General features: G+C 61.0%; 18 protein-coding genes. 12 read left to right on the plus strand and 6 right to left on the minus strand.

The genetic code is table 11. The features are described from left to right. The first annotated feature begins 61 nt into the window (after positions 1-61). Entirely contained in the window at positions 62-616 is a 555-nt protein-coding gene (locus tag P8X48_03215; protein MEJ2106327.1) for a hypothetical protein, read from the plus strand. A gap of 159 nt (positions 617-775) precedes the next feature. Then, complete coding sequence (locus P8X48_03220; protein MEJ2106328.1) at positions 776-1750, plus strand: endonuclease/exonuclease/phosphatase family protein; 975 nt, start codon at positions 776-778, stop codon at positions 1748-1750. 3 nt (positions 1751-1753) lie between these two features. Here the strand turns inward: P8X48_03220 and P8X48_03225 are convergent, their stop codons facing one another. The 4 genes from P8X48_03225 to P8X48_03240 all read right to left on the minus strand — a co-directional run bounded on the left by P8X48_03225 (position 1754) and on the right by P8X48_03240 (position 7257). Beyond that, complete coding sequence (locus P8X48_03225; GenBank protein MEJ2106329.1) at positions 1754-2515, minus strand: ABC transporter permease; 762 nt, start codon at positions 2513-2515, stop codon at positions 1754-1756. Then, positions 2512-3438 (minus strand): ABC transporter ATP-binding protein, encoded by a 927-nt coding sequence (locus tag P8X48_03230; GenBank protein ID MEJ2106330.1) that lies wholly within the window; start codon positions 3436-3438, stop codon positions 2512-2514. The genes P8X48_03225 and P8X48_03230 overlap by 4 nt, the downstream gene beginning before the upstream one ends. A gap of 111 nt (positions 3439-3549) precedes the next feature. Continuing rightward, positions 3550-6009 carry a cation-transporting P-type ATPase gene (locus P8X48_03235; GenBank protein ID MEJ2106331.1) on the minus strand — a complete coding sequence of 820 codons (2460 nt, stop codon included), beginning with the start codon at positions 6007-6009 and terminating at the stop codon, positions 3550-3552. A gap of 126 nt (positions 6010-6135) precedes the next feature. Next, on the minus strand, positions 6136-7257 hold the full coding sequence (locus tag P8X48_03240; GenBank protein MEJ2106332.1) for an AI-2E family transporter: 1122 nt from the start codon (positions 7255-7257) through the stop codon (positions 6136-6138). A gap of 201 nt (positions 7258-7458) precedes the next feature. On the opposite strand from P8X48_03240, the gene P8X48_03245 reads away from it, so the two are divergent. The 10 genes from P8X48_03245 to P8X48_03290 all read left to right on the plus strand — a co-directional run bounded on the left by P8X48_03245 (position 7459) and on the right by P8X48_03290 (position 15039). Then, positions 7459-8223, plus strand: a complete 765-nt coding sequence (locus P8X48_03245) for an outer membrane lipoprotein-sorting protein (protein MEJ2106333.1) — start codon at positions 7459-7461, stop codon at positions 8221-8223. Next, positions 8220-8891: an ABC transporter permease gene (locus P8X48_03250; GenBank protein ID MEJ2106334.1), complete on the plus strand. Its 672-nt coding sequence runs from the start codon at positions 8220-8222 to the stop codon at positions 8889-8891. The genes P8X48_03245 and P8X48_03250 overlap by 4 nt, the downstream gene beginning before the upstream one ends. Next, positions 8888-9319, plus strand: a complete 432-nt coding sequence (locus tag P8X48_03255) for an FtsX-like permease family protein (protein ID MEJ2106335.1) — start codon at positions 8888-8890, stop codon at positions 9317-9319. The genes P8X48_03250 and P8X48_03255 overlap by 4 nt, the downstream gene beginning before the upstream one ends. Further along, positions 9319-9624 (plus strand): hypothetical protein, encoded by a 306-nt coding sequence (locus tag P8X48_03260; protein ID MEJ2106336.1) that lies wholly within the window; start codon positions 9319-9321, stop codon positions 9622-9624. The genes P8X48_03255 and P8X48_03260 overlap by 1 nt, the downstream gene beginning before the upstream one ends. Beyond that, positions 9512-10438, plus strand: coding sequence for an FtsX-like permease family protein (locus tag P8X48_03265; GenBank protein MEJ2106337.1), 927 nt, complete (start codon positions 9512-9514; stop codon positions 10436-10438). Before P8X48_03260 ends, P8X48_03265 begins: the two co-directional genes overlap by 113 nt. Positions 10439-10571: 133 nt before the next feature. Next, on the plus strand, positions 10572-10943 hold the full coding sequence (locus tag P8X48_03270) for a hypothetical protein (GenBank protein MEJ2106338.1): 372 nt from the start codon (positions 10572-10574) through the stop codon (positions 10941-10943). Further along, complete coding sequence (locus P8X48_03275; protein ID MEJ2106339.1) at positions 10933-12501, plus strand: cytochrome ubiquinol oxidase subunit I; 1569 nt, start codon at positions 10933-10935, stop codon at positions 12499-12501. The genes P8X48_03270 and P8X48_03275 overlap by 11 nt, the downstream gene beginning before the upstream one ends. Before the next feature lie 30 nt (positions 12502-12531). Continuing rightward, positions 12532-13671 (plus strand): cytochrome d ubiquinol oxidase subunit II, encoded by a 1140-nt coding sequence (gene cydB / locus P8X48_03280; GenBank protein ID MEJ2106340.1) that lies wholly within the window; start codon positions 12532-12534, stop codon positions 13669-13671. A 21-nt stretch (positions 13672-13692) separates the two neighbouring features. Further along, the gene (gene cydX / locus P8X48_03285) at positions 13693-13803 is read left to right on the plus strand and encodes a cytochrome bd-I oxidase subunit CydX (protein MEJ2106341.1); all 111 of its coding nucleotides are present in this window, start codon (positions 13693-13695) and stop codon (positions 13801-13803) included. Between the two features lie 54 nt (positions 13804-13857). Continuing rightward, positions 13858-15039: an FAD/NAD(P)-binding oxidoreductase gene (locus P8X48_03290; protein ID MEJ2106342.1), complete on the plus strand. Its 1182-nt coding sequence runs from the start codon at positions 13858-13860 to the stop codon at positions 15037-15039. Positions 15040-15299: 260 nt separating this feature from the next. On the opposite strand, the gene P8X48_03295 is transcribed toward P8X48_03290, so the two are convergent. After that, the gene (locus tag P8X48_03295; GenBank protein ID MEJ2106343.1) at positions 15300-17627 is read right to left on the minus strand and encodes an adenylate/guanylate cyclase domain-containing protein; all 2328 of its coding nucleotides are present in this window, start codon (positions 17625-17627) and stop codon (positions 15300-15302) included. 397 nt (positions 17628-18024) lie between these two features. Continuing rightward, positions 18025-18885: a hypothetical protein gene (locus P8X48_03300; GenBank protein ID MEJ2106344.1), complete on the minus strand. Its 861-nt coding sequence runs from the start codon at positions 18883-18885 to the stop codon at positions 18025-18027. Positions 18886-19003 lie beyond the last annotated feature (118 nt).

Here is a 19003-nt window from a genome sequence, read left to right on the forward strand (position 1 = left end):
CCATAAACGAGATCACGCCTGCGCGGCGCAATCGCGGCTTCGTCAAGAATAAGGAAAAGCAATGTCCTCCTCCATCCCGGTGCTTTCCGGTCGCTTCGCACTTGCCGGCGGATTCGCTGCCGTGCCGACAATCATTCTGGCCGAAGTCGCGGATCGCTTTGCACCCCGTACCCCGCATCTGGTGTTCAATCTGATTCCGCCTCTGAGCGTCGCCTTTGCGTTGTGGTGGCTGAGCCGGCGGGAGGGCCTGATACGCCGCGGTTCGCGCAGCCTGGGCATGGTATCCATCGCCCTTGCCGCCGTTGCCAGTTGGTACCTTGCGCAACGCGTCTACATACAACTTCACGGTGGGTTCACGGCCGAATACATGGCCGGCGCCGTGGGCGCATTGTTACTGGCCCTGCCTTTGCCCTGGATGTGGTCCTCAAGCCGCCGGTCGGGAATCCTGCTGGCAGCGGCGGTGGCCGCCGGAATCCTGGGCGTGGCCCTGGCGATCGCGATCCGGGCACCTTTTCATGTGCAGCTTTCCAGCCACGATCGCTGGCTCTATGTGCTCATGCCGGTGTGGCAGGCGACCGTGTTCGCGGCCCTGGCCGGTACCCGCAAGTTGCTGTAGGGCCAGGACAGCTACGTACCTCCTCGTGCAGGCCGCACCGGAACCATGACACTGCCGTGAAGATTGGCCACTCCGGCAAAGAAAGTTCTGGTCAGGAACGCGAACCCGGTTTGTAATATGGCCTGATCCCAAGGAACCACCTCAGGGAGGACTGGTGATATGGACGTCAAGATCGGAACCTTCAATCTCAATAACCTGTTCTCGCGTTTCGATTTTCAGGGCGTCATCGATGCCTTGCACGGTGCGCCTGCGGAGGACGTCAGCTTCCACTACGAGTTCACCGATCCCGCAGACGTAAGGATCCGCACCTTCCATGGTCGCCTGGTGAAGGCCAAGGATGAGGCGGACACCCGCACCATCGCGGAACGGATCAAGGAGATGGACGTCGACGTACTGGCGGTACAGGAAGTTGAAAATATCGACATCCTGCGTAAGTTCAACCGCGAGCATCTCGACGGGATGTACGCGACGCAGGTGCTGATCGAGGGGAACGATCCGCGCTTTATCGACGTCGGCATTCTGTCCAACCTGCCGGTGGGTGCGATCAGTTCCTACCAGACACGGGTGGATCCATCGGATCCGGCAGAGCGTGTTTTCAGCCGCGACTTGTTGGAGGTGGAGATCCTGAATGCCAGCCGCAGCCGCAAACTGTTTACACTGTTCAACACCCACCTGAAGAGCAACTTCGTCCCGTTCAACGAGGATCAGGATACCGGACACGCGGCCGCCAACGAGCGCCGTCGACGCCAGGCCGCGGCCATTGCCCAGATCATTGCCGAACGCATGCGCCCGCGGAGCAGCTATGTTCTCACCGGCGACATGAACGACGGCCCGGATTCACCCTTTCTTGCCCCGTTCGTGAACGACAGCGAGATCGCCTTGCACAACGCCCTCACGAATCCTGCGGAGACGCGTCCGCCGAAACCGGAATCCACGGGACCGGGCCCGCAGACGACCGCCTGGACCCATCGTTTCAAGCCCAGCGGGCAGCCACCGAAGTTCGAGCTGTACGATCAGATCTGGTTGAGTCCGTCCCTGAGGGACAAGCAGACAGGCGCCATGATCGGCCGGCGCAAAAATCACAAGGGGGACGGCAGCGATCATGATCCGGCATGGATCACGCTGCGCCTATGAAGCTCAATTCTTCAGTCGATAGCCGGTGCGGAAGATCCACCAGACGAAGAACAGGCACACAAGCAGGAACAACAAAATCATGGCGAGGCTGACCTCGACATTGACGTCGGAGATTCCGTAGAAACTCCAGCGAAAACCGCTGATGAGGTATACCACCGGGTTGAACAGGGCCACCTTCTGCCACAGCGGCGGAAGCATGTTGATGGAATAAAACGCGCCGCCGAGGAAGGTGAGCGGCGTGATAACCATCATGGGAATGATCTGCAGCTTCTGAAAATCGTCTGCCCACAGTCCGATAATGAATCCGAACAGGCTGAAGGAAAGCGCCGTCAGCACAAGAAAGGCCAGCATCCAGACCGGATGGGCGACGCCATAGTCCACGAAAATTCTTGCCGTTCCGAGGATCAGGGCACCGATGATCAGTGACTTGGACGCGGCGGCGCCGACGAAACCCAGCACCACCTCAAAGGAAGACACGGGCGCCGACAGGACCTCGTAGATGGTCCCGGTGAATTTCGGAAAATAGATTCCGAACGCCGCGTTGGAGATGCTCTCGCCCAGCAACGACAGCATCAACAGGCCCGGAATGATGAAGGCTGCGTACTGCACACCGTCGATCTGGCCGATACGCGAACCGATGGCGGCGCCGAAGACGATAAAGTACAGGGCCGTGGTCAGGATGGGCGAGGCAATGGTCTGCATGAGCGTGCGCCCCGCCCTGGCCATCTCCTGGATGTAGATTGCACGCACACCGTAGTAGTTCATGCCTTCTCCCTCACCAGGTTGACGAAGATTTCCTCCAGCGAGCTCTGGCTGGAATGCAGATCCTTGAAATCGATGCCGTCGCGCGCAAGCTTGCGCAGCAATTCCGGTACCCCGGTATGTTCCTGCTGGATGTCGAAGGTGAAGGTCAGCACGGTGCCGTCCTCGGACAGGGTCAGGGGGTACTGCGCGAGGTCCTCGGGAATCTGTTCCAGGGCCTGCTGCAAGGTGAGTGTAAGCTGGCGTTTTCCCAACTTGTTCATGAGGGCCGTCTTCTCGTCCACCACGCCGATGCGCCCGCCGTTGATGACCCCGATCCGGTCGGCCATCTCCTCGGCCTCGTCGATGTAATGAGTGGTAAGAATGATGGTTACCCCGGTCTCGCGCAACTCGCGCACCATATTCCACATGTCGTGACGCAATTCCACGTCCACACCCGCGGTGGGCTCGTCCAGGAACAGGACCGAGGGTTCGTGGGCCAGGGCCTTGGCAATCAGGACACGGCGTTTCATCCCGCCCGACAGGGCCATGATCTTTTCCCTGCGCTTGTCCCAGAGAGACAGGGCGCGCAGCACCTTTTCGATGTGCGCCGGATCCGGGGCCTTGCCGAACAGGCCGCGGCTGAACCGCATGGTGTCGATCACGTTTTCAAAAGCGGCGGTGGAAAGCTCCTGGGGCACCAGTCCAATGCGCGAACGCGCAGCGCGATAATCGCGGGCGATATCGAACCCGTCCACCGTGACACTGCCCGAGGTCGGTGTGACGATGCCGCACACGGCGCTGATGAGGGTGGTCTTCCCTGCCCCGTTAGGCCCGAGCAGTCCAAAGATCTCTCCCCGGTGAATGTCCAGACTGACCTCGTCCAGGGCACGCAGCCCCGTGGCATACGTCTTGGTGAGATTCTTGATGGAAATTACCGCGTCCATTGAGTCTCCGAAAAGATGTGCCGGGCGCCTTCCCGGCAGGCGAGAGCCGCCATCATACGCATCCGCCCCGGAAAGACCTACCCACGGCAGCCGGTCCCGCCGCCCCTGATCCTAGCGGTGCATCCGCAACGCCATCGCAATCGCTGCCACCAGTCCTGCACCTGCAGCCACCAGTCCCCAGTCGTCCCAGTGCAGGGGCATGAGATGCAGGGCCTCCGCCAGAAAAGGCTGCTGAATCAACACCACTGCCGATACGGCCGTCAGCGCGGCGACGATGCGGGCGGTCCACGTTTTCATGCGACTCAGCGACACCGTGATTCCCGCACTGCCAAAACTGAGAACTGCCAACGCCATGGCACGCCCGTGCTCCACCTCTCGACCGGCCCCAAGACTGTAGACATATCCGCCAACCAGCACGACGGTAAATACGACACCCACCAGTCCGATCAGCATCCATTCGCCTCGGTCGAAAAATCGCGTCGATCCGCGCAAGGTCCGCCGATGTGCCATTCCGCGACGCGGAAGCTGTTGGTAGACCAGCAGGGCGGTTGGATGAATGATCAGCTCCATCCATACGATGTGTACCGGAAGATAGAGCAGCGGATATCCGGCCAGAGGGATCACCGCGGCGCTCAGAACCAATGGAAAATGAATCATGAGCAGATAGGCAAAACTCATGTGCAGATTGGCGAACAGCTGGTTCCCTTCGGTGATGGCGCGAACGATGGTGCGGAAGTTGTCATCGATCAACACCACCGCCGCCACTTCGCGTGCGGCCTGTGTACCGCGCTCCCCCATCGCCACTCCGATATCCGCCGCTTGCAGTGCGGGGACGTCATTCACTCCGTCACCGGTCACGGCGACGATTTCGCCAGCAGCCTGCATCTGGCGCACAAACTGCAACTTCTGCGACGGCATGGAACGCGCAATGACGTCGACCTCGCGCAGATCGACATGGGGTTCATCATAGCCCGCGATCTCGTCTGCAGTAACCACGCGCGGATCACCGCCGCCCAGGCCCACTTCTTTCGCTACCGCGCGCGCCGTCAGGGGATGGTCGCCGGTGATCATAATCACGTGTATCCCGGCATCCCTGCACACACTCACTGATTCCTTTACTCCTTCGCGCACGGGGTCTTCCAGGGCGAGCAATCCGGCAAAGACCAGGCCGCTGTCGGGCTCTGCCTGTTCTTCATCGGACTCATCGAGAACTCGCTGCCCGCAGGCGATTACCTTGTGTCCGCCCGACGCCAGTTGCTCCGCCATTGAGATCCAGCGTCGGCGCTCCGTGGCCTCGAGCCGGCATTGCGGGATCACAGTCTCATGTGCGCCCTTCGTGACTGCGAGCAGGCGCCCATCCTCCAGCCTGAGAATGGCTGACTCGCGTTTTCGATCTTCGGTGAAGGGAAACGTAAACAGGCGGTGCAGACGCGTGCGAGGCGTGTCTTCATGTTCGAGAATCGCCATGTCGAGTGGATCGCCGCTGTCTGCGCGTGAGGCTGCTGCTGCGACCTGCAGCAGCTCTTCGGGCGTCGTATCGCCTGCCGGATGTACGTGCGTCAGGACCAGACGACCGAGCGTAATGGTACCGGTCTTGTCCGAGCAGATCGCGGTAACTCGTCCAATATTTTCCACGGCCACCGCGCGACGGACAAGCGCCTGTTGGCGAGCCAGCCGGTAGACACCGACCCCGAGGAAAAAAGTGAACACCACCGGAAACTCCTCTGGCAACGCGGCGACCGCCAGGGTGACGGCGCTGATGATGGCGTCGAGGAGGCCATAGCCCTGCACCCAGCGTACCCATGCAACGACCAGACAAAGGATGACCGCGGCCACCAGCAGGACGCGCACGAGATCGGCGATTGCTCTCTGTAGTGGCGTACGTGCATGACTACCCTGCACAGCGGAACGGACGATTTCTCCGTAGAAAGTCTCCGCGCCGGTAAACACCACGCGAAGACGCGCACTTCCGGCAAGCAGGCGTGTTCCGGCATAACCCCAATGGCTGGCATCGACCGGAACCAGTTCTCCGGCAAACGCACCAGGTTCGCAGTACTGTTTCCGCACGGGAAAGGCCTCGCCGGTCAGGGCCGATTCATCAACCTGCGCCGCCTCGCTGCGAACAATGATTCCGTCGGCGGGAAACGTCTCCCCTGCCGCAAGCATGACGAGATCGCCAGGCACGAGATCGGTGGCCGCAAGGTCGATGACTTCGCCATCACGTAGAACATGGGCGCGGGTCGTGAGACGACCACCCAGGGTAGCCGTCGATGCCTGGGTGCGGCGGTGCAGCCACAGATCCATTCCGGCGAGAGGTACCAGGGCCACGGCGAGCGTCAGGGATTCCTTCAATTCGCCAACGGCGGCGAACAGGATACTGGTCGCGATAAGAAACCACAGCATTGGATCGCGCAGTGTATCGCGCACCACATCGCGCCATCCGCCCGCCGGTGCTTCAAGAATGTCATTCATTCCGTAGCGAGCGCGTCGCCGGGCGATTTCCCCAGCGGACAACCCCGTTTCGGCGTCGCGGTACGGATCTAGTCTACCGATGGGAAGCTGGCGTTGCATGAACCTGCCCGAAAATCAGGCGGCGTGCCCGCGCTCGATACTGCCAGCCGCCCGGCCGGCCATGGCCGGACAGGAAACCTGTACCCGGATCCGCGAAGAGTCGCCTACCCATGACTGTCCCATGACTCAACGTCGACGTCGGATCGACGCCTTTTTTCTTCCGCTTCTGCCAAGGACTGGCTCGGGCTCCAATTCGAAGAAAACCCGGCGATAGATCTCCAGTGTCGTTAACATCACACCGGCCAGTATGGGACCGATGATGATGCCGACGGCACCGAACAAAGCAATGCCGCCGAGGGTGCTGAGCAGAACCAGCAGGTCGGACATGCGGGCCTCGCTGCCGACGATGGTCGGCCGTATGATGTTGTCTACCGTGCTCACCACGACTACACACCAGACAAGCAGGCCAATGGCACTGCCCTGCTGACCTGTCACCCACAGGTACACCACCGCCGGAACCCAGATCAGCGGCGCACCCAGGCCGGGGATCGCGGACAAGACCATTACTACCGTGCCCCAGAAGGCGGCGCCATCCACGCCGGTCACGCGAAATGCAATTCCCACGAGCACGCCCTGCAAAACGCCGATGACAAAGATACCTTTGAGCGAAGCGCGCGTGATACCGACCCCACGCTCCAGAATCGTCTCCCGGTCGTCATCGGACAAGGGAATATACGATGCGACTCGCTGCAGGATCGCCGGACCGTCCACCAGAAAGAAGAACATGGCGTAGAGCAGCACAAACGCGTTCAGAATGAAGCCGACGGTTCCACGGGTCACCGTGGAAACGCTGCGCACCAGGAACTGACCGGTGGAGCCGGCGATCTCGCCCAGCTTGGCGAGAATACCGGTCTTGTAGGGTTCCAGTTCTTCGGCAAAGGGGATCCAGTCCGGCAGCCTGATCCCCGCTCCACCGTTTTCGGTCAGTTGCTGATGCACCCAGGGCTGGACCGCCTTGCTGATATGCAGGGCCTCCGCCGCCACCACGCCCAGCAGCGCCAGCAACGGCAAACCGACGACGAGCACCGAGGCCACCAGGACTGTTACCGACGCCAGGTAGCGGCGACCGCGAAAAGCCAGCACCACGCGCGTGTAGACCGGATAGAGCATGGCCGTGAAGATGGCCGCGAGCAGCACGGCAACGAGAAAATGCCGAATCATCGCCACGAATGCGCTGGCCACGATGAGGACCAGCGTCAGGACGAATACCTTCTGATAGTTATCGAAATTGGCACGCGGGCTGGGCACGGGTCTCTCCTCTGCTTGTGTTTCGGCGGCCCCACAGACCGGCCGCCGGTCGGCAACTTCGGATTATGCCGGGCCAGCGGCTCGATAAAAACCGCGTTTCAGGCATTCCCCCGTCGGCCAGCGCTACACGAAGGCGACTGATTCCCGTATCCTGACTATCCCCCGGCGGCAAGAAAAACAGAATAAACACGGAGTAGGGCAATGCGGCGATGGTCGTGGAGTGTTTTGGTTCTGGCGGCACTGGCAGGCGGCCATGCGACGGCAGCGCCGGACCCTGCGCAACTGATCCGGGACGCCATTCACTACTGGCGTGGCCAGACGTCCTACAGTGAAGTGGACATGGTCATCCACCGTCCCGACTGGGAGCGGCGCATGAGCATGCGTGGCTGGACACGGGGCGAGAGTGATTCCCTGATTCGCTTCACCGCGCCCGCCAAGGATGCCGGCAACGCGACCCTGAAGCTGGGTGACGCCATGTGGATCTATACGCCCAAGTTGCGCCAGATCATCAAGCTCCCGGCAAGCATGATGGCGCAAAGCTGGATGGGTTCGGATTTTTCCTACAACGATCTGGCCAAGTCCGATCAGATCATTCGCCAGTACACACACAAGCTGGTCGATACGAAACAGGCCGATGGCCATACTGTGTATACCATCGAGTCGATCCCCAAATCCGGCGCGCCCGTGGTGTGGGGCAAGGAGCGGCTTCGCATCCGGGATGACCACGTCCTGCTGGAAGAAACTTTTTTTGACCAGGGCATGAAAGCAGTGAAATCCATGAAGACGGAAAAGGTCGCGCCCCTGGGAGGTCGCCCCTACGCCGTAATCATGCGTATGAGTGACCTGGAACGGCCGGAGCACTGGACCCAGCTGGAATATCATCGCGCGAGCTTTGGCATCTCCCTTCCATCCTACCTCTTTACCCAGTCCAATCTGTCGAATCCGCGGCCCTGGAGCGCACCGTGATCTTCGCCCTCGCCTGGCGCAATCTCTGGCGGCAGCCGCGGCGAACCATACTGAGCAGTCTAGCAATCGCCTTCGCCTGCATGTTTCTCATCTTCATGCCTTCCCTGCAAAACGGCACTTACAATGCCATGATCGAGAACACGATGCGCCTGTTCGACGGCTACGCCGAGGTGCAGGCGCCCGGATATCACGATGACCCGCAGATCCGGAAAACGATTCACGATCCGCAGCCGCTGCTGGCCGAACTGCGAAGACTGCCCGGCGTGCGCACCGCCAGCCCCCGCGCCCTGAGCTACGCCCTGCTCAGCGCCGGCAACCACAGCTATGGCGCGCAGATCGTCGGCGTGCAACCGGACACCGAGCCCGGAGTCTCCACGGTACCCCATAACGTGCGCGAGGGCCGGTATCTGCAGAAGCTGGACAGCGACGAGATCGTACTGGGAGACACCCTGGCCAAGAATCTGCGTCTCAAGCTGGGGGATTCGGTAACGCTGCTCGGCTTGGGACGCGACGGCTCCCTGGCGGCGGACTCCCTCAAACTGGTGGGCATCTACCACACAGGAATCCAGGACATGGACCGCCTGGTGGCGGAGATTCCGCTGGGACGATTCCAGGAAACCTTCTCCATGGGCAATCAGATCCATGCGATCGCCCTCGGATCCGTTTGAGCACGGGCGCGATGATCTACCTCGCCATGGTGGTGGTGGTCGCCTTCAGTCTGCTGAACAGCTTGCTGATGTCGGTTCTGGAACGTACACGGGAATTTGGCGTGTTGATGGCACTCGGAATGCGGCCGGGCAGCATCGGCCGCCTGGTGTGGATCGAGACCCTGTTCATGCTCGCCATCGGCATTGGCCTGGGGATCGCCCTCGGCTTTACGGTGACCGAATACTTTTCCCACGCCGGCATCTATTTCGGCGAGGCCCAGGACCTGTTTGCCCAGTTCGGCCTGCGCGGTGCCATGTATCCGGCTATCAACAACCTCACCCTGCTCGGTGGCCCGGCCATCATCGCCCTGAGTATCGCCCTTGCCGGCATCTATCCCGTCGTGCGCATCCGTCGACTGGAGCCGGTCCCGGCCATGAGGACCGTCTAGTGATCCCGGTGTCGCTGCTGCTGCCCATGGCGTGGCGCAATATCTGGCGCAACAAGCGGCGCACCCTGCTCACCATCCTCGCCCTGGGCATCGGCGTGTGGTCCATGATCGTTCTGGCGGCGCTCATGGATGCCTGGGGCCAGAGCACCTTCGATGCCACCGTGCGGAACCTGACCGGCCATGGCCAGATCCATGCGAAAGGCTATCTCGACGACCCCGGCGCGGGACAACTCCCCGGTCGTCCTCGTCGGCATCGACCCCGCGCGCGAACGTGGCCTGTCATTCATTGCCAATGCCGTTCATGAAGGTACCCAGCTTGGCAATGCGACCGAACCCACGGTGCTGCTCGGACGCAAGCTTGCCCGGCGTCTGCACACCGGCGTCGGCAGGCGCGTTGTTCTCATGAGTCAGGGACGGACGGGCAACATCGCTGAACGGGGATTCCGCGTGGTTGGAATCTTTACCGCCGAGAACGAGCAACTGGAAACCCGTCTGGTGTTCGTCCCCATTGAGCAGGCGCAAGGCATGCTCGACATCGGAACGCAGATCTCCGAGATCGCCTTTGTGCTGCATGACATCAACAAACTGCCGCGCTTCCTGCAGCGTCTGCGTACGGCCGCCCCGGCACTGGACGTATCTTCCTGGTCGGAGCTGGAGCCCTTCACCGCCGCCATCCTGCAGATCTCCGACGGCACCGTCGCGCTGTGGACGGTCGTCATGTTCATCCTCGTGGCCTTCGGCGTGGTCAATACCCTGCTCATGGCGGTATACGAGCGTACCCGGGAGTTCGGCATTCTCCAGGCCCTGGGCCTGCGACCCCGGCTGATTCTGATACAGGTATTGATGGAGTCCCTGGCCCTGGTAGGGATTGGCGTGGTGGTCGGTCTCGCCGGCGGCGCGCTGACGGTTCTCTCCTTCCACAATGGCCTGGATCTCGGCGTGCTTGCCAAGGGTGCGGTCATGTTCGGCGCCAGCCGGGTTCTGCACCCGCAGCTGAATGTAACCGAATCGGTCTATATTGGTCTGTTCGTCTGGGGCATGGGGATCCTCACCAGCCTGTATCCTGCCTGGCGCGCCGCGCGCGAGGTGCCCGTGGAAACCATCAACAAGTCCTATTAGTGCGCTTCACCGCCCGCGGCCGGGAACCGGCGGGCATGATTTTTGTTTCATCTTTCCTTTACGTCTTCCGTATTGAAGTTCGCAAGCGGCGGCGCTATGGTCGGGAGCCTGTTTACAAGGACAGTGCATAACCATGTACCCGGGCAAACACGCCCAGGGCTACCCGGTCGATGCGGACCCCTGGCACCCGCCAGGCCACCGGTCCCTGGGAAACGCAAGCAGGCTGGCGGCATCGCGCTCGCGGCAATCCCGGCTTGCGCCAACCGAGCCCCAGGGAACGACACCGCAGCCGCGCATACTGGGGCGCGAAATCACCGTCGCCCTGCTGCTGAAGCTCATACTGCTGTTCGCAATCTGGCTCGCCTTCTTCAGCCATCCCCTTGATCGAAAGCTCGGCGCAAGCGACATGGATCGCCTGCTGCTCGGCAACACAATCCCGCCGTCCTTGACACACAATCGCCCCGCCGCATCCGGACCAGACAAGGAGGACCGCCATGACCCCTGAAAGCGTCGTTGATCTGTCGCGGCTGCAATTCGCCCTGACCGCGATGTATCACTTCCTTTTCGTCCCGCTGACCCTGGGTCTGTCGTTTCTCCTGGCGATCATGGAATCGGTGTATGTGATGACCGGCCGCCAGGTGTACAAGGACATGACCCGTTTCTGGGGCAAGCTGTTCGGCATCAACTTCGCCATGGGGGTTGCCACCGGCCTCACGCTGGAGTTCCAGTTCGGTACCAACTGGGCCTACTACTCGCACTATGTCGGCGACATCTTTGGTGCACCGCTGGCGATCGAGGGACTGATGGCCTTCTTTCTTGAATCGACTTTCGTCGGTCTTTTCTTTTTTGGCTGGGACCGGCTGTCGAAGGTGCAACACCTGGTCGTCACCTGGCTGGTCGCCCTGGGGTCCAGCCTTTCGGCACTGTGGATCCTGGTCGCCAACGGATGGATGCAAAATCCGGTGGGCACGGTTTTCAACTACGAGACCATGCGCATGGAATTGGCCAGCTTCCCTGCGGTTCTGCTCAACCCCGTGGCCCAGGTCAAGTTCGTGCACACGGTCGCGGCCGGATATGTGACGGGCTCCATGTTCGTTCTTGGGCTGAGTGCGTTCTACATGCTCAAGGGGCGGGACCTCCCGTTCGCCCGCCGCTCGTTCGCAGTCGCGGCGGGATTCGGACTCGCGGCGGTTCTCTCGGTCATCGTCCTCGGTGACGAGAGCGGCTACACCCTGGGTGACGTGCAGAAGACCAAGCTGGCGACCATCGAAGCGGAGTGGCATACGCAGAAACCGCCGGCGGCATTCACCTTGTTCGGCATTCCCGATGACAAGCAGATGACGACCCACTACGCCGTGCGCGTACCGTGGGCGCTGGGGCTAATCGCCACGCGCTCGGTGGATACGCCGGTCACCGGGATCGAGGAACTGATTGCCCAGCACAAGACCCGAATCCGCAGCGGCATGCTGGCCTACGGGGCACTGCAGAAACTTCGCAGCGGCGACAAGAGTGCCGCGGTAAAACGGACCTTCGAACAACACCGCCGTGACCTGGGATACGGATTGCTGCTCAAGCGCTACGTGCCGAATGTCGTCGATGCCACAGCTGCCGACATCGATCGGGCCGCACGGGGCACCATCCCCAGAGTCCCCATCATGTTCTGGTCCTTCCGCCTCAGGGTTGCAGCCGGATTCTGGATGTTGTTCGTGTTCGCGTCCGCGTTTTACTTCTGTGCCCGACGCACCGCCGGCGAAAAGCGCTGGCTGTTGCGTGCGGCGCTGTACAGCATCCCGATCCCGTGGATCGCGGCCGAACTGGGCTGGGTGGTAGCCGAGTACGGGCGCCAGCCCTGGTCCATTGGCGAGATTCTGCCCACGTTCCTCAGTACGTCGAGCCTCTCTACCGGGGACCTGGTGTTCAGTCTGATCGGCTTCGGTCTGTTTTACACGTCACTGCTGGCGGTGGAGCTGTACCTGATGTTCAAGTACGCACGGCTGGGACCCAGCAGTCTCGGCGAGGGTCGCTACCATTTCGAGCGTAGTCCGGCCACCGCCCAATCCTGAAGATCGCGAAGCAATGGAGATACGACCATGATATTCGACTACGAAACACTCAAGGTTATCTGGTGGTGCTTCGTCGGGGTATTGCTCATCGGGTTTGCCGTAACCGACGGTTTCGATCTTGGCGTCGGCGCGCTTCTGCCCTTTGTTGCAAAGACCGATGAAGAGCGCCGCGTCGTGATCAACAGTGTCGGACCCGTCTGGGACGGCAACCAGGTGTGGCTGATCCTGGGGGGCGGCGCGCTGTTTGCCGCCTGGCCCCTGGTGTACGCGGCCGCGTTTTCCGGATTCTATATCGCCATGCTGCTGGTCCTGTTCTCGCTGATCCTGCGACCGGGCGGTTTTGACTACCGCAGCAAGATGCCGGGCACCCGTTGGCGCAGTTTCTGGGACTGGTGCCTGTTCGTCGCCGGTGCCGTGCCAGCACTGGTCCTGGGCGTCGCCTTCGGCAACCTGTTGCAGGGTGTGCCATTCCATTTTGACGACAGCCTGCGTTCCTACTACAGCGGCAACTTTTTCGGTTTGCTCAACCCCTTTGCCCTGCTTGCCGGCGTCGTCAGCCTGTCCATGCTGGTGCTGCACGGCGCCCTGTTCCTGCAGATCCGCACCGATGGGGAGATTCGCCGGCGTGCCCGCGCGGCGGCAATGTTGTTCGGTGGCATCTTCGTCCTCGCCTTTGCCATCGCCGGCTTGTGGCTGGCCTTCGGCATCAGGGGTTATCGCATCGTGTCCATCCCGGACGTCAACGCCGCGGTCGACCCCCTGACCAAGGTGGTGCAGAAGGCCCCAGGCGCCTGGCTGGACAACTATCACACGTATCCCTGGATGATTCTCGCGCCGGTCCTCGGCTTCGTCGGTGCAACCCTGGCGATGTGGATGTCGGCGCGCAAGCGGCCCGGAGCCGGCTTTGTGTTCAGCGGCCTCGCCGCCGCTGGCGTAATCCTGACCACCGGATTGTCCATGTTTCCATTCATCATGCCGTCAAGCACGGTGCCGAACAGCAGCCTCACGGCATGGGACGCGACTTCCAGTCACTGGACCTTGACCTGGATGTTCTGGGCGACCATCGTGTTTCTGCCCATCGTGCTCGCCTACACCAGCTGGGTCTATCGCAAGCTGCGCGGCCCGGTCACGGTCGAGCGCATTCGGGAAACCACGCATAGCGCGTACTGAAAACCGGAAGGAGAATCGGATATGTGGTATTTCACCTGGATTCTTGGCGTGTTACTCGCATGCGCCTTCGGCATCGTGAATGTCATGTGGCTGGAGGCAGAGCACTGTCTCGGGCCAGACGATGAAGACTGAGCGGATGGTGCTACGGCAGGCACCGGGCGAGTCCACCCGCGACGAGGCCACACCGTGTCGGTAGAAAACTACGACTATCTCATCGTTGGTGGCGGCATGACCGCGGACGCGGCCGTCCGCGGGATCCGTGAGCGCGATGTAAACGGAACCATCGCCGTACTTTGCGCGGAAGGGCACCCGCCCTATGACCGCCCGCCCCTGTCGAAGAAGTTGTGGGCCGGCAAGGAGCCGGACTCCATCTGGCGCAACACCGCGGATGCCGGCGCCGAGATTCTACTGAATACCCGTGCGGTTCGCGGCGATACGGGAACAAAGACCGTCGAAGACGCACGCGGAGATCAGTACCGGTACGACAAGCTCCTGGTCGCGACCGGGGGAACACCCCGACGTCTGCCGTCGGTGACGGACGGGATCGTGTATTTTCGTACATTCGATGACTACCAACATGTCCGCGAACTTGCTGACCGCAAGTCGGAATTCGTCGTTGTCGGTGGCGGGTTCATCGGCTCGGAAATTGCCGCGGCGCTGGCCATGATTGATTGTCGCGTCACCATGGTATTTCCGGATACGGGGATTGGATCGAGGATCTATCCGCCCTCCCTGGGAAATTTCCTGGACGCCTACTATCGCGAACGGGGCGTGGATGTACGCGAACAGGAGCGAATCCAGCTAGTGGAGAGGAGTGGCGGACGATACTCGGTCTACACCGAAAATGGTGACGTAATCGAGGCGGATGCGGTCATTGCCGGAATCGGCATCGAACCGGAAGTAACATTCGCGCAATCGCTGGGCCTGGTGATTGACAATGGTGTGGTGGTCGACGAACTACTGTGTGCAGCAGCGGACATCTTTGCCGCCGGTGACGTCGCCAACTACCAGGATGCCGCCCTGGGCGTACGCCGGCGCGTGGAACACGAGGACAACGCCAACACCATGGGCGCCATGGCCGGACGCAACATGGCCGGCGGCTCGGAACGATATGAGCACCTGCCGTACTTCTATTCCGACCTGTTCGACCTTGGCTATGAGGCCGTCGGCGAGCTCGGCGCCGACATGGAGATCGTGGAGGACTGGGTCGAGCCGTTTCACAAAGGCGTGCTTTACTACCTCAGGGATGGCCGGGTTCGCGGGGTCCTGTTGTGGAATACCTGGGATCGTGTCGACGCCGCGCGCGATCTGATCCGGGGCCGCGAGAGCCACACCGCCGCCGACCTCGCTGGACGAATCCGCGATTAGCCGTCGCCATCCCCCTTTTGTCCCGCGGCCCACGGTGCAATCCACCCGCAGGGCGGCATGTAGGTCAGCCGATAAGAGCCAGACGAGCAGGACTTTTGTGCCACAGAAATTGACCGCGATGGCTCCGCCCGCACCAGGGCCTCCTGGATCTTGGTCTCGCCCCAGACTGGGTCACAAGCGCGCCCCCGATCCCGGGGATCACACCGCCGGGAGAGCGGGAGATTTGACCCTGCCGGCAGGGCAATCAGCGATCTGAATCGCTACTTCGCATTCATGTAGACCACGGACGGGTCTTCGACTTCCGGTACCTGCTTTTCGTACTCCCGACATCTCGACAGGTAGAACCGCGAGGGCCCGTCCCCCGGGTAGTCCTTCAGGATGGCCTCGAACAGGGTTGCCGCACTTGCCCATTGCTGGCTCTGAAAGGCATTGAATGCTTCGGCAAAACGCGTGCACAGCTGATTCACTGACGCACTCGCTTTGTCGCGCTCGCCCAGCACTTCGAGCACGTAAATCGGCTCAGCCTTGCCAACCAGAACAAACTGTCCGACGGGGCGCAACAGAAGATTGTCTGCGCCACCCACCACGGCGTGGCTTGCCAAAACATGGGTACCCAGGTGCTTGTTGAGGCTTTCCAGGCGGGCTGCGGTATTGGCGCAGTCACCAAGGATGCTATAGCCGAGACGCCCGCCGCCGCCTGTATGCCCAAGGTAGAACTGCCCCTCCTCCATACCGACGCGACCATAAAGATTGACGCCTTCCGTCTCGGCATTGAATTGGTCTACCGCGTCCAGCATTGCCAGTGCCGCGAGCGGCGCCTGGCTCCGATCAAGTGTTTCCGCCGAAGCGGCAGTCCATGCACACATGATCGTGTCCGCATGAAACTCCGTGACGTCCACGTGGTATCGTTTCAGGGCAGAAGCCAGCGCGTCAAAGTAGGAATTCATGAAAACGGCGAGCCGGCTCGGATCCATCGTTTGCGAAATGGAAGTGAAACCCGACATGTCCGTCGCGAAGCAAATTCCATACACAACCTTGTTGAGGGTGTTCGGATCGAGCTCCGTGTCCGTAAGCTGCCGTGCCACATCCTCCGGCAGGTAGTAGCTGACCGCCTTGCTGAGCCGAGTGACCCCGCGACGTTTGAGTAGATATTGCCCAAGGAGACCGACGAACAAGGCCAGGGGCAATTGAACCAGGACCGGTGTTGCCAGCGGCAGCCAGACGTTGGCGCTATTGAACGCGAACTGGACACCGACCGCGTACAGAACGGTCAGAACAAGTGCCAACGGCACGGCAAGCACGGCGGCCAAGAGGTACGTGCCACTGCCGAGAATGAATCCCAGCAGGAACAGGGTCGAGAACGTGGTAATCGCGCTGCTGGGCACCAGTGTGCGATTCGTCAGCAGATTGGCAAAGGCAGTCGCCGCAATCTCGACACCACTGAGGTCGACCCCGTCGTCCCGCGTGAATACGGTGTAGAAGCGGTCGGGCTGACCGGGATCGTAAAGGTCTGAAAAACCGACGAAAACGACCTTGCCGGCAAGATTCAGGTCGACCTTACCTTGTCCGGCATTCGAGCCCGCGATGACCGTATTGTACGGAATGGTCGGGATGGTTCCGGGTGGGCCGTAGAAATTCAAATAACGATTGTTGTGGCCGTCGTAGAGCGCGGTCAGGACCTTCATCAACTGGAAATCGCGGGCATCCAGCCCCCGCGCCCTTTCCGCAGACAGGATCTGCAATATTTTCTTGCCCAGTGCAGGATCGGTGTTGAACATGCGGCGAACTGTGCGCATCATCCGGCCGAAATCGTCTGCGCTTACTGTCCCGTCGAGGCGTTGTGGCAGGTTGGCTACCCCGGTTGCCCCTGCCTGCTTGAGGATCTGCAGCCACTGCGGGTACACGTCCCTTGCGTACACTTGCAGTGCGGCCACGGGCATGGTCGGCGCATCCCCGACACTGGGCTTGAAGGCCCAGAACTGAAAGACATTCACCTGCACCTTCGGCAAAGGAAATGGCGCAAGCACCACGGCCGATTTCGCCAGCGAGGGAATTGGCGGTATGAGCTCCTCGGTCCAGATGGTGCCGGTCTGCCGGCCGTTCACGTCAAAGACCGGCTGGCGCATGCCATTGAGTCTCTCGAACAGTACTACCCGCTTCGCTGCCGCCACGTCCCGGGCGAACCGTAGGTCATCGCTGTGCGATTTCGGCCGCTGGAAGTCCATGTCGAATACGATGGCAGAAGCGCCCAGACTGGCGAGGCGCTCTATCAAACGGCCATGGATGGAGCGGGGCCAATCGCGGGGAAGGCGGGGCAAACCAAGTCCGTGCGCCGCGCGCTCGTTGATGGCGACGACCGCGACCTTGGGCGGCGGTTGAACAGCCCCCCGCATATGGAACATCCAGGTGAGGCCAACTTCCTTCTCGAAGTCGTTACCGAGCGGAGTCAGCGCAAGAATGGCGCCAAGCAGACCCGTCACTACTCCGACCACCAGACCCTTCCACCAGCGACCCTTGAGGGAGCTGACGCCGGTTCCTTTGTGGGCCTTGGGTCGTTTGGTACTGGTATCGGTCTGTCTGGCTTTCATACGGGAATGTTGTCAGAGATTCGCTGTTTGATCCATATCCGCGCAAGGCGTCGAATCACGGACCACTTCGTGGCCCGCGAACTCATGCGTTGGTAGTCAAAGCACGCGGCATTTGCGCGGAGTGGCGCTTGGCCACCATGGGCAGAAATGCCGAGCTGCCCCGTGAATGCACGAAGCAAGAAAAACGCCCCCTTCCGGGGGCGTTCCGCTACCGATCGCATGTCTTTCCGATCAATACGTGACCCAAGCGCAGGACCGGACCACCTACGAAAGCAAAGGCCGGGGCTGCGCCATGATCGCCCGTCTCAATCGAAGAGAACGTCAAGCCGCGCTACAAGTTCCGGCGGGGCGTGGCCACGCCCGATCATCGCAGCGTGGCCCCGCCTGCTCGTTACCATCAATAGGTGAAGACGTAGGTCGTCGTTCCCGGGCACGGTGTTGCCGTACATATCGCCCAGCCACTGGGCAGATACATGATCGTGCTGTGGTTGCCGAACGAAATGCCATCCGGTGCATTGACGTCCTGGATCGGCTCCCCGCCAATCGCAGCCTTGGCATTCGGTGGAATCTTGCCCGTATAGCACGCGCTGTTGGCCCCCAAGGTGATGTTTACCAGATCGCCTTTGCCGTTGTAGTGCAGGGTGGCGTCGCACGCGCCATGCAGCACATTCACGTTTTTGGAGCTTGTTTTCGGGACCCATACGTTGTCCAGAGTGCGCACACTGCCCGGCCCAGCGATCAGGCAGGACTCATTGTTCTTACCGCCCTGAATATACGCAGTGGTGGCTCCCGCTACCGCATCCCCCTCGACGAAGATATGGCCTTCAAACGTCGTCGCATTCGAATTGAATTTGACTACCTTTTCGTGCATGGCATATTCCAGGAATCCGGACTGGGGGTCGCCCTGACCGGGGGCATAAACGTTTTCACTGGCAGAAGGGTCTTCTTGGACTGCATAGTCTGCCGATGCTGCGAAGAAACTATGGGAGACGGTATCCCCCGACAGCGAACTCACCGTGTACCCGAAATCGGCGCACTGCTTGCTGGCGTCGTCAGGGCATGCGGCCGTAAGCGGAAATTCGCCGTTGTCCCCGGTAATTGCCTCGACTTTGTAATTGTTGCCGCCACCCTTGCTGTCGACTGTAGTGCAGGAAAACGGCAGCGGATCCGCAACGGCATTCGCCGTCACAGCCGTGCTCAACACGACAAGACCAAAAGTCAGCAACCCAACCAAAGAACTACTCATTTGCTTTCGCATGACACACCCCCTTCCTAGAGTTTCTCAAAAAAACCTGTTTCCGCTCACTTGAACCTGGCGGTCTCCTGAAACAACAGGCGCACAGCTTCACTGAACCCGCACCTGCTTGACATCAACT

Source organism: Acidiferrobacteraceae bacterium, assembly GCA_037388825.1.
Taxonomy (GTDB): Bacteria; Pseudomonadota; Gammaproteobacteria; order Acidiferrobacterales; family JAJDNE01; genus JARRJV01.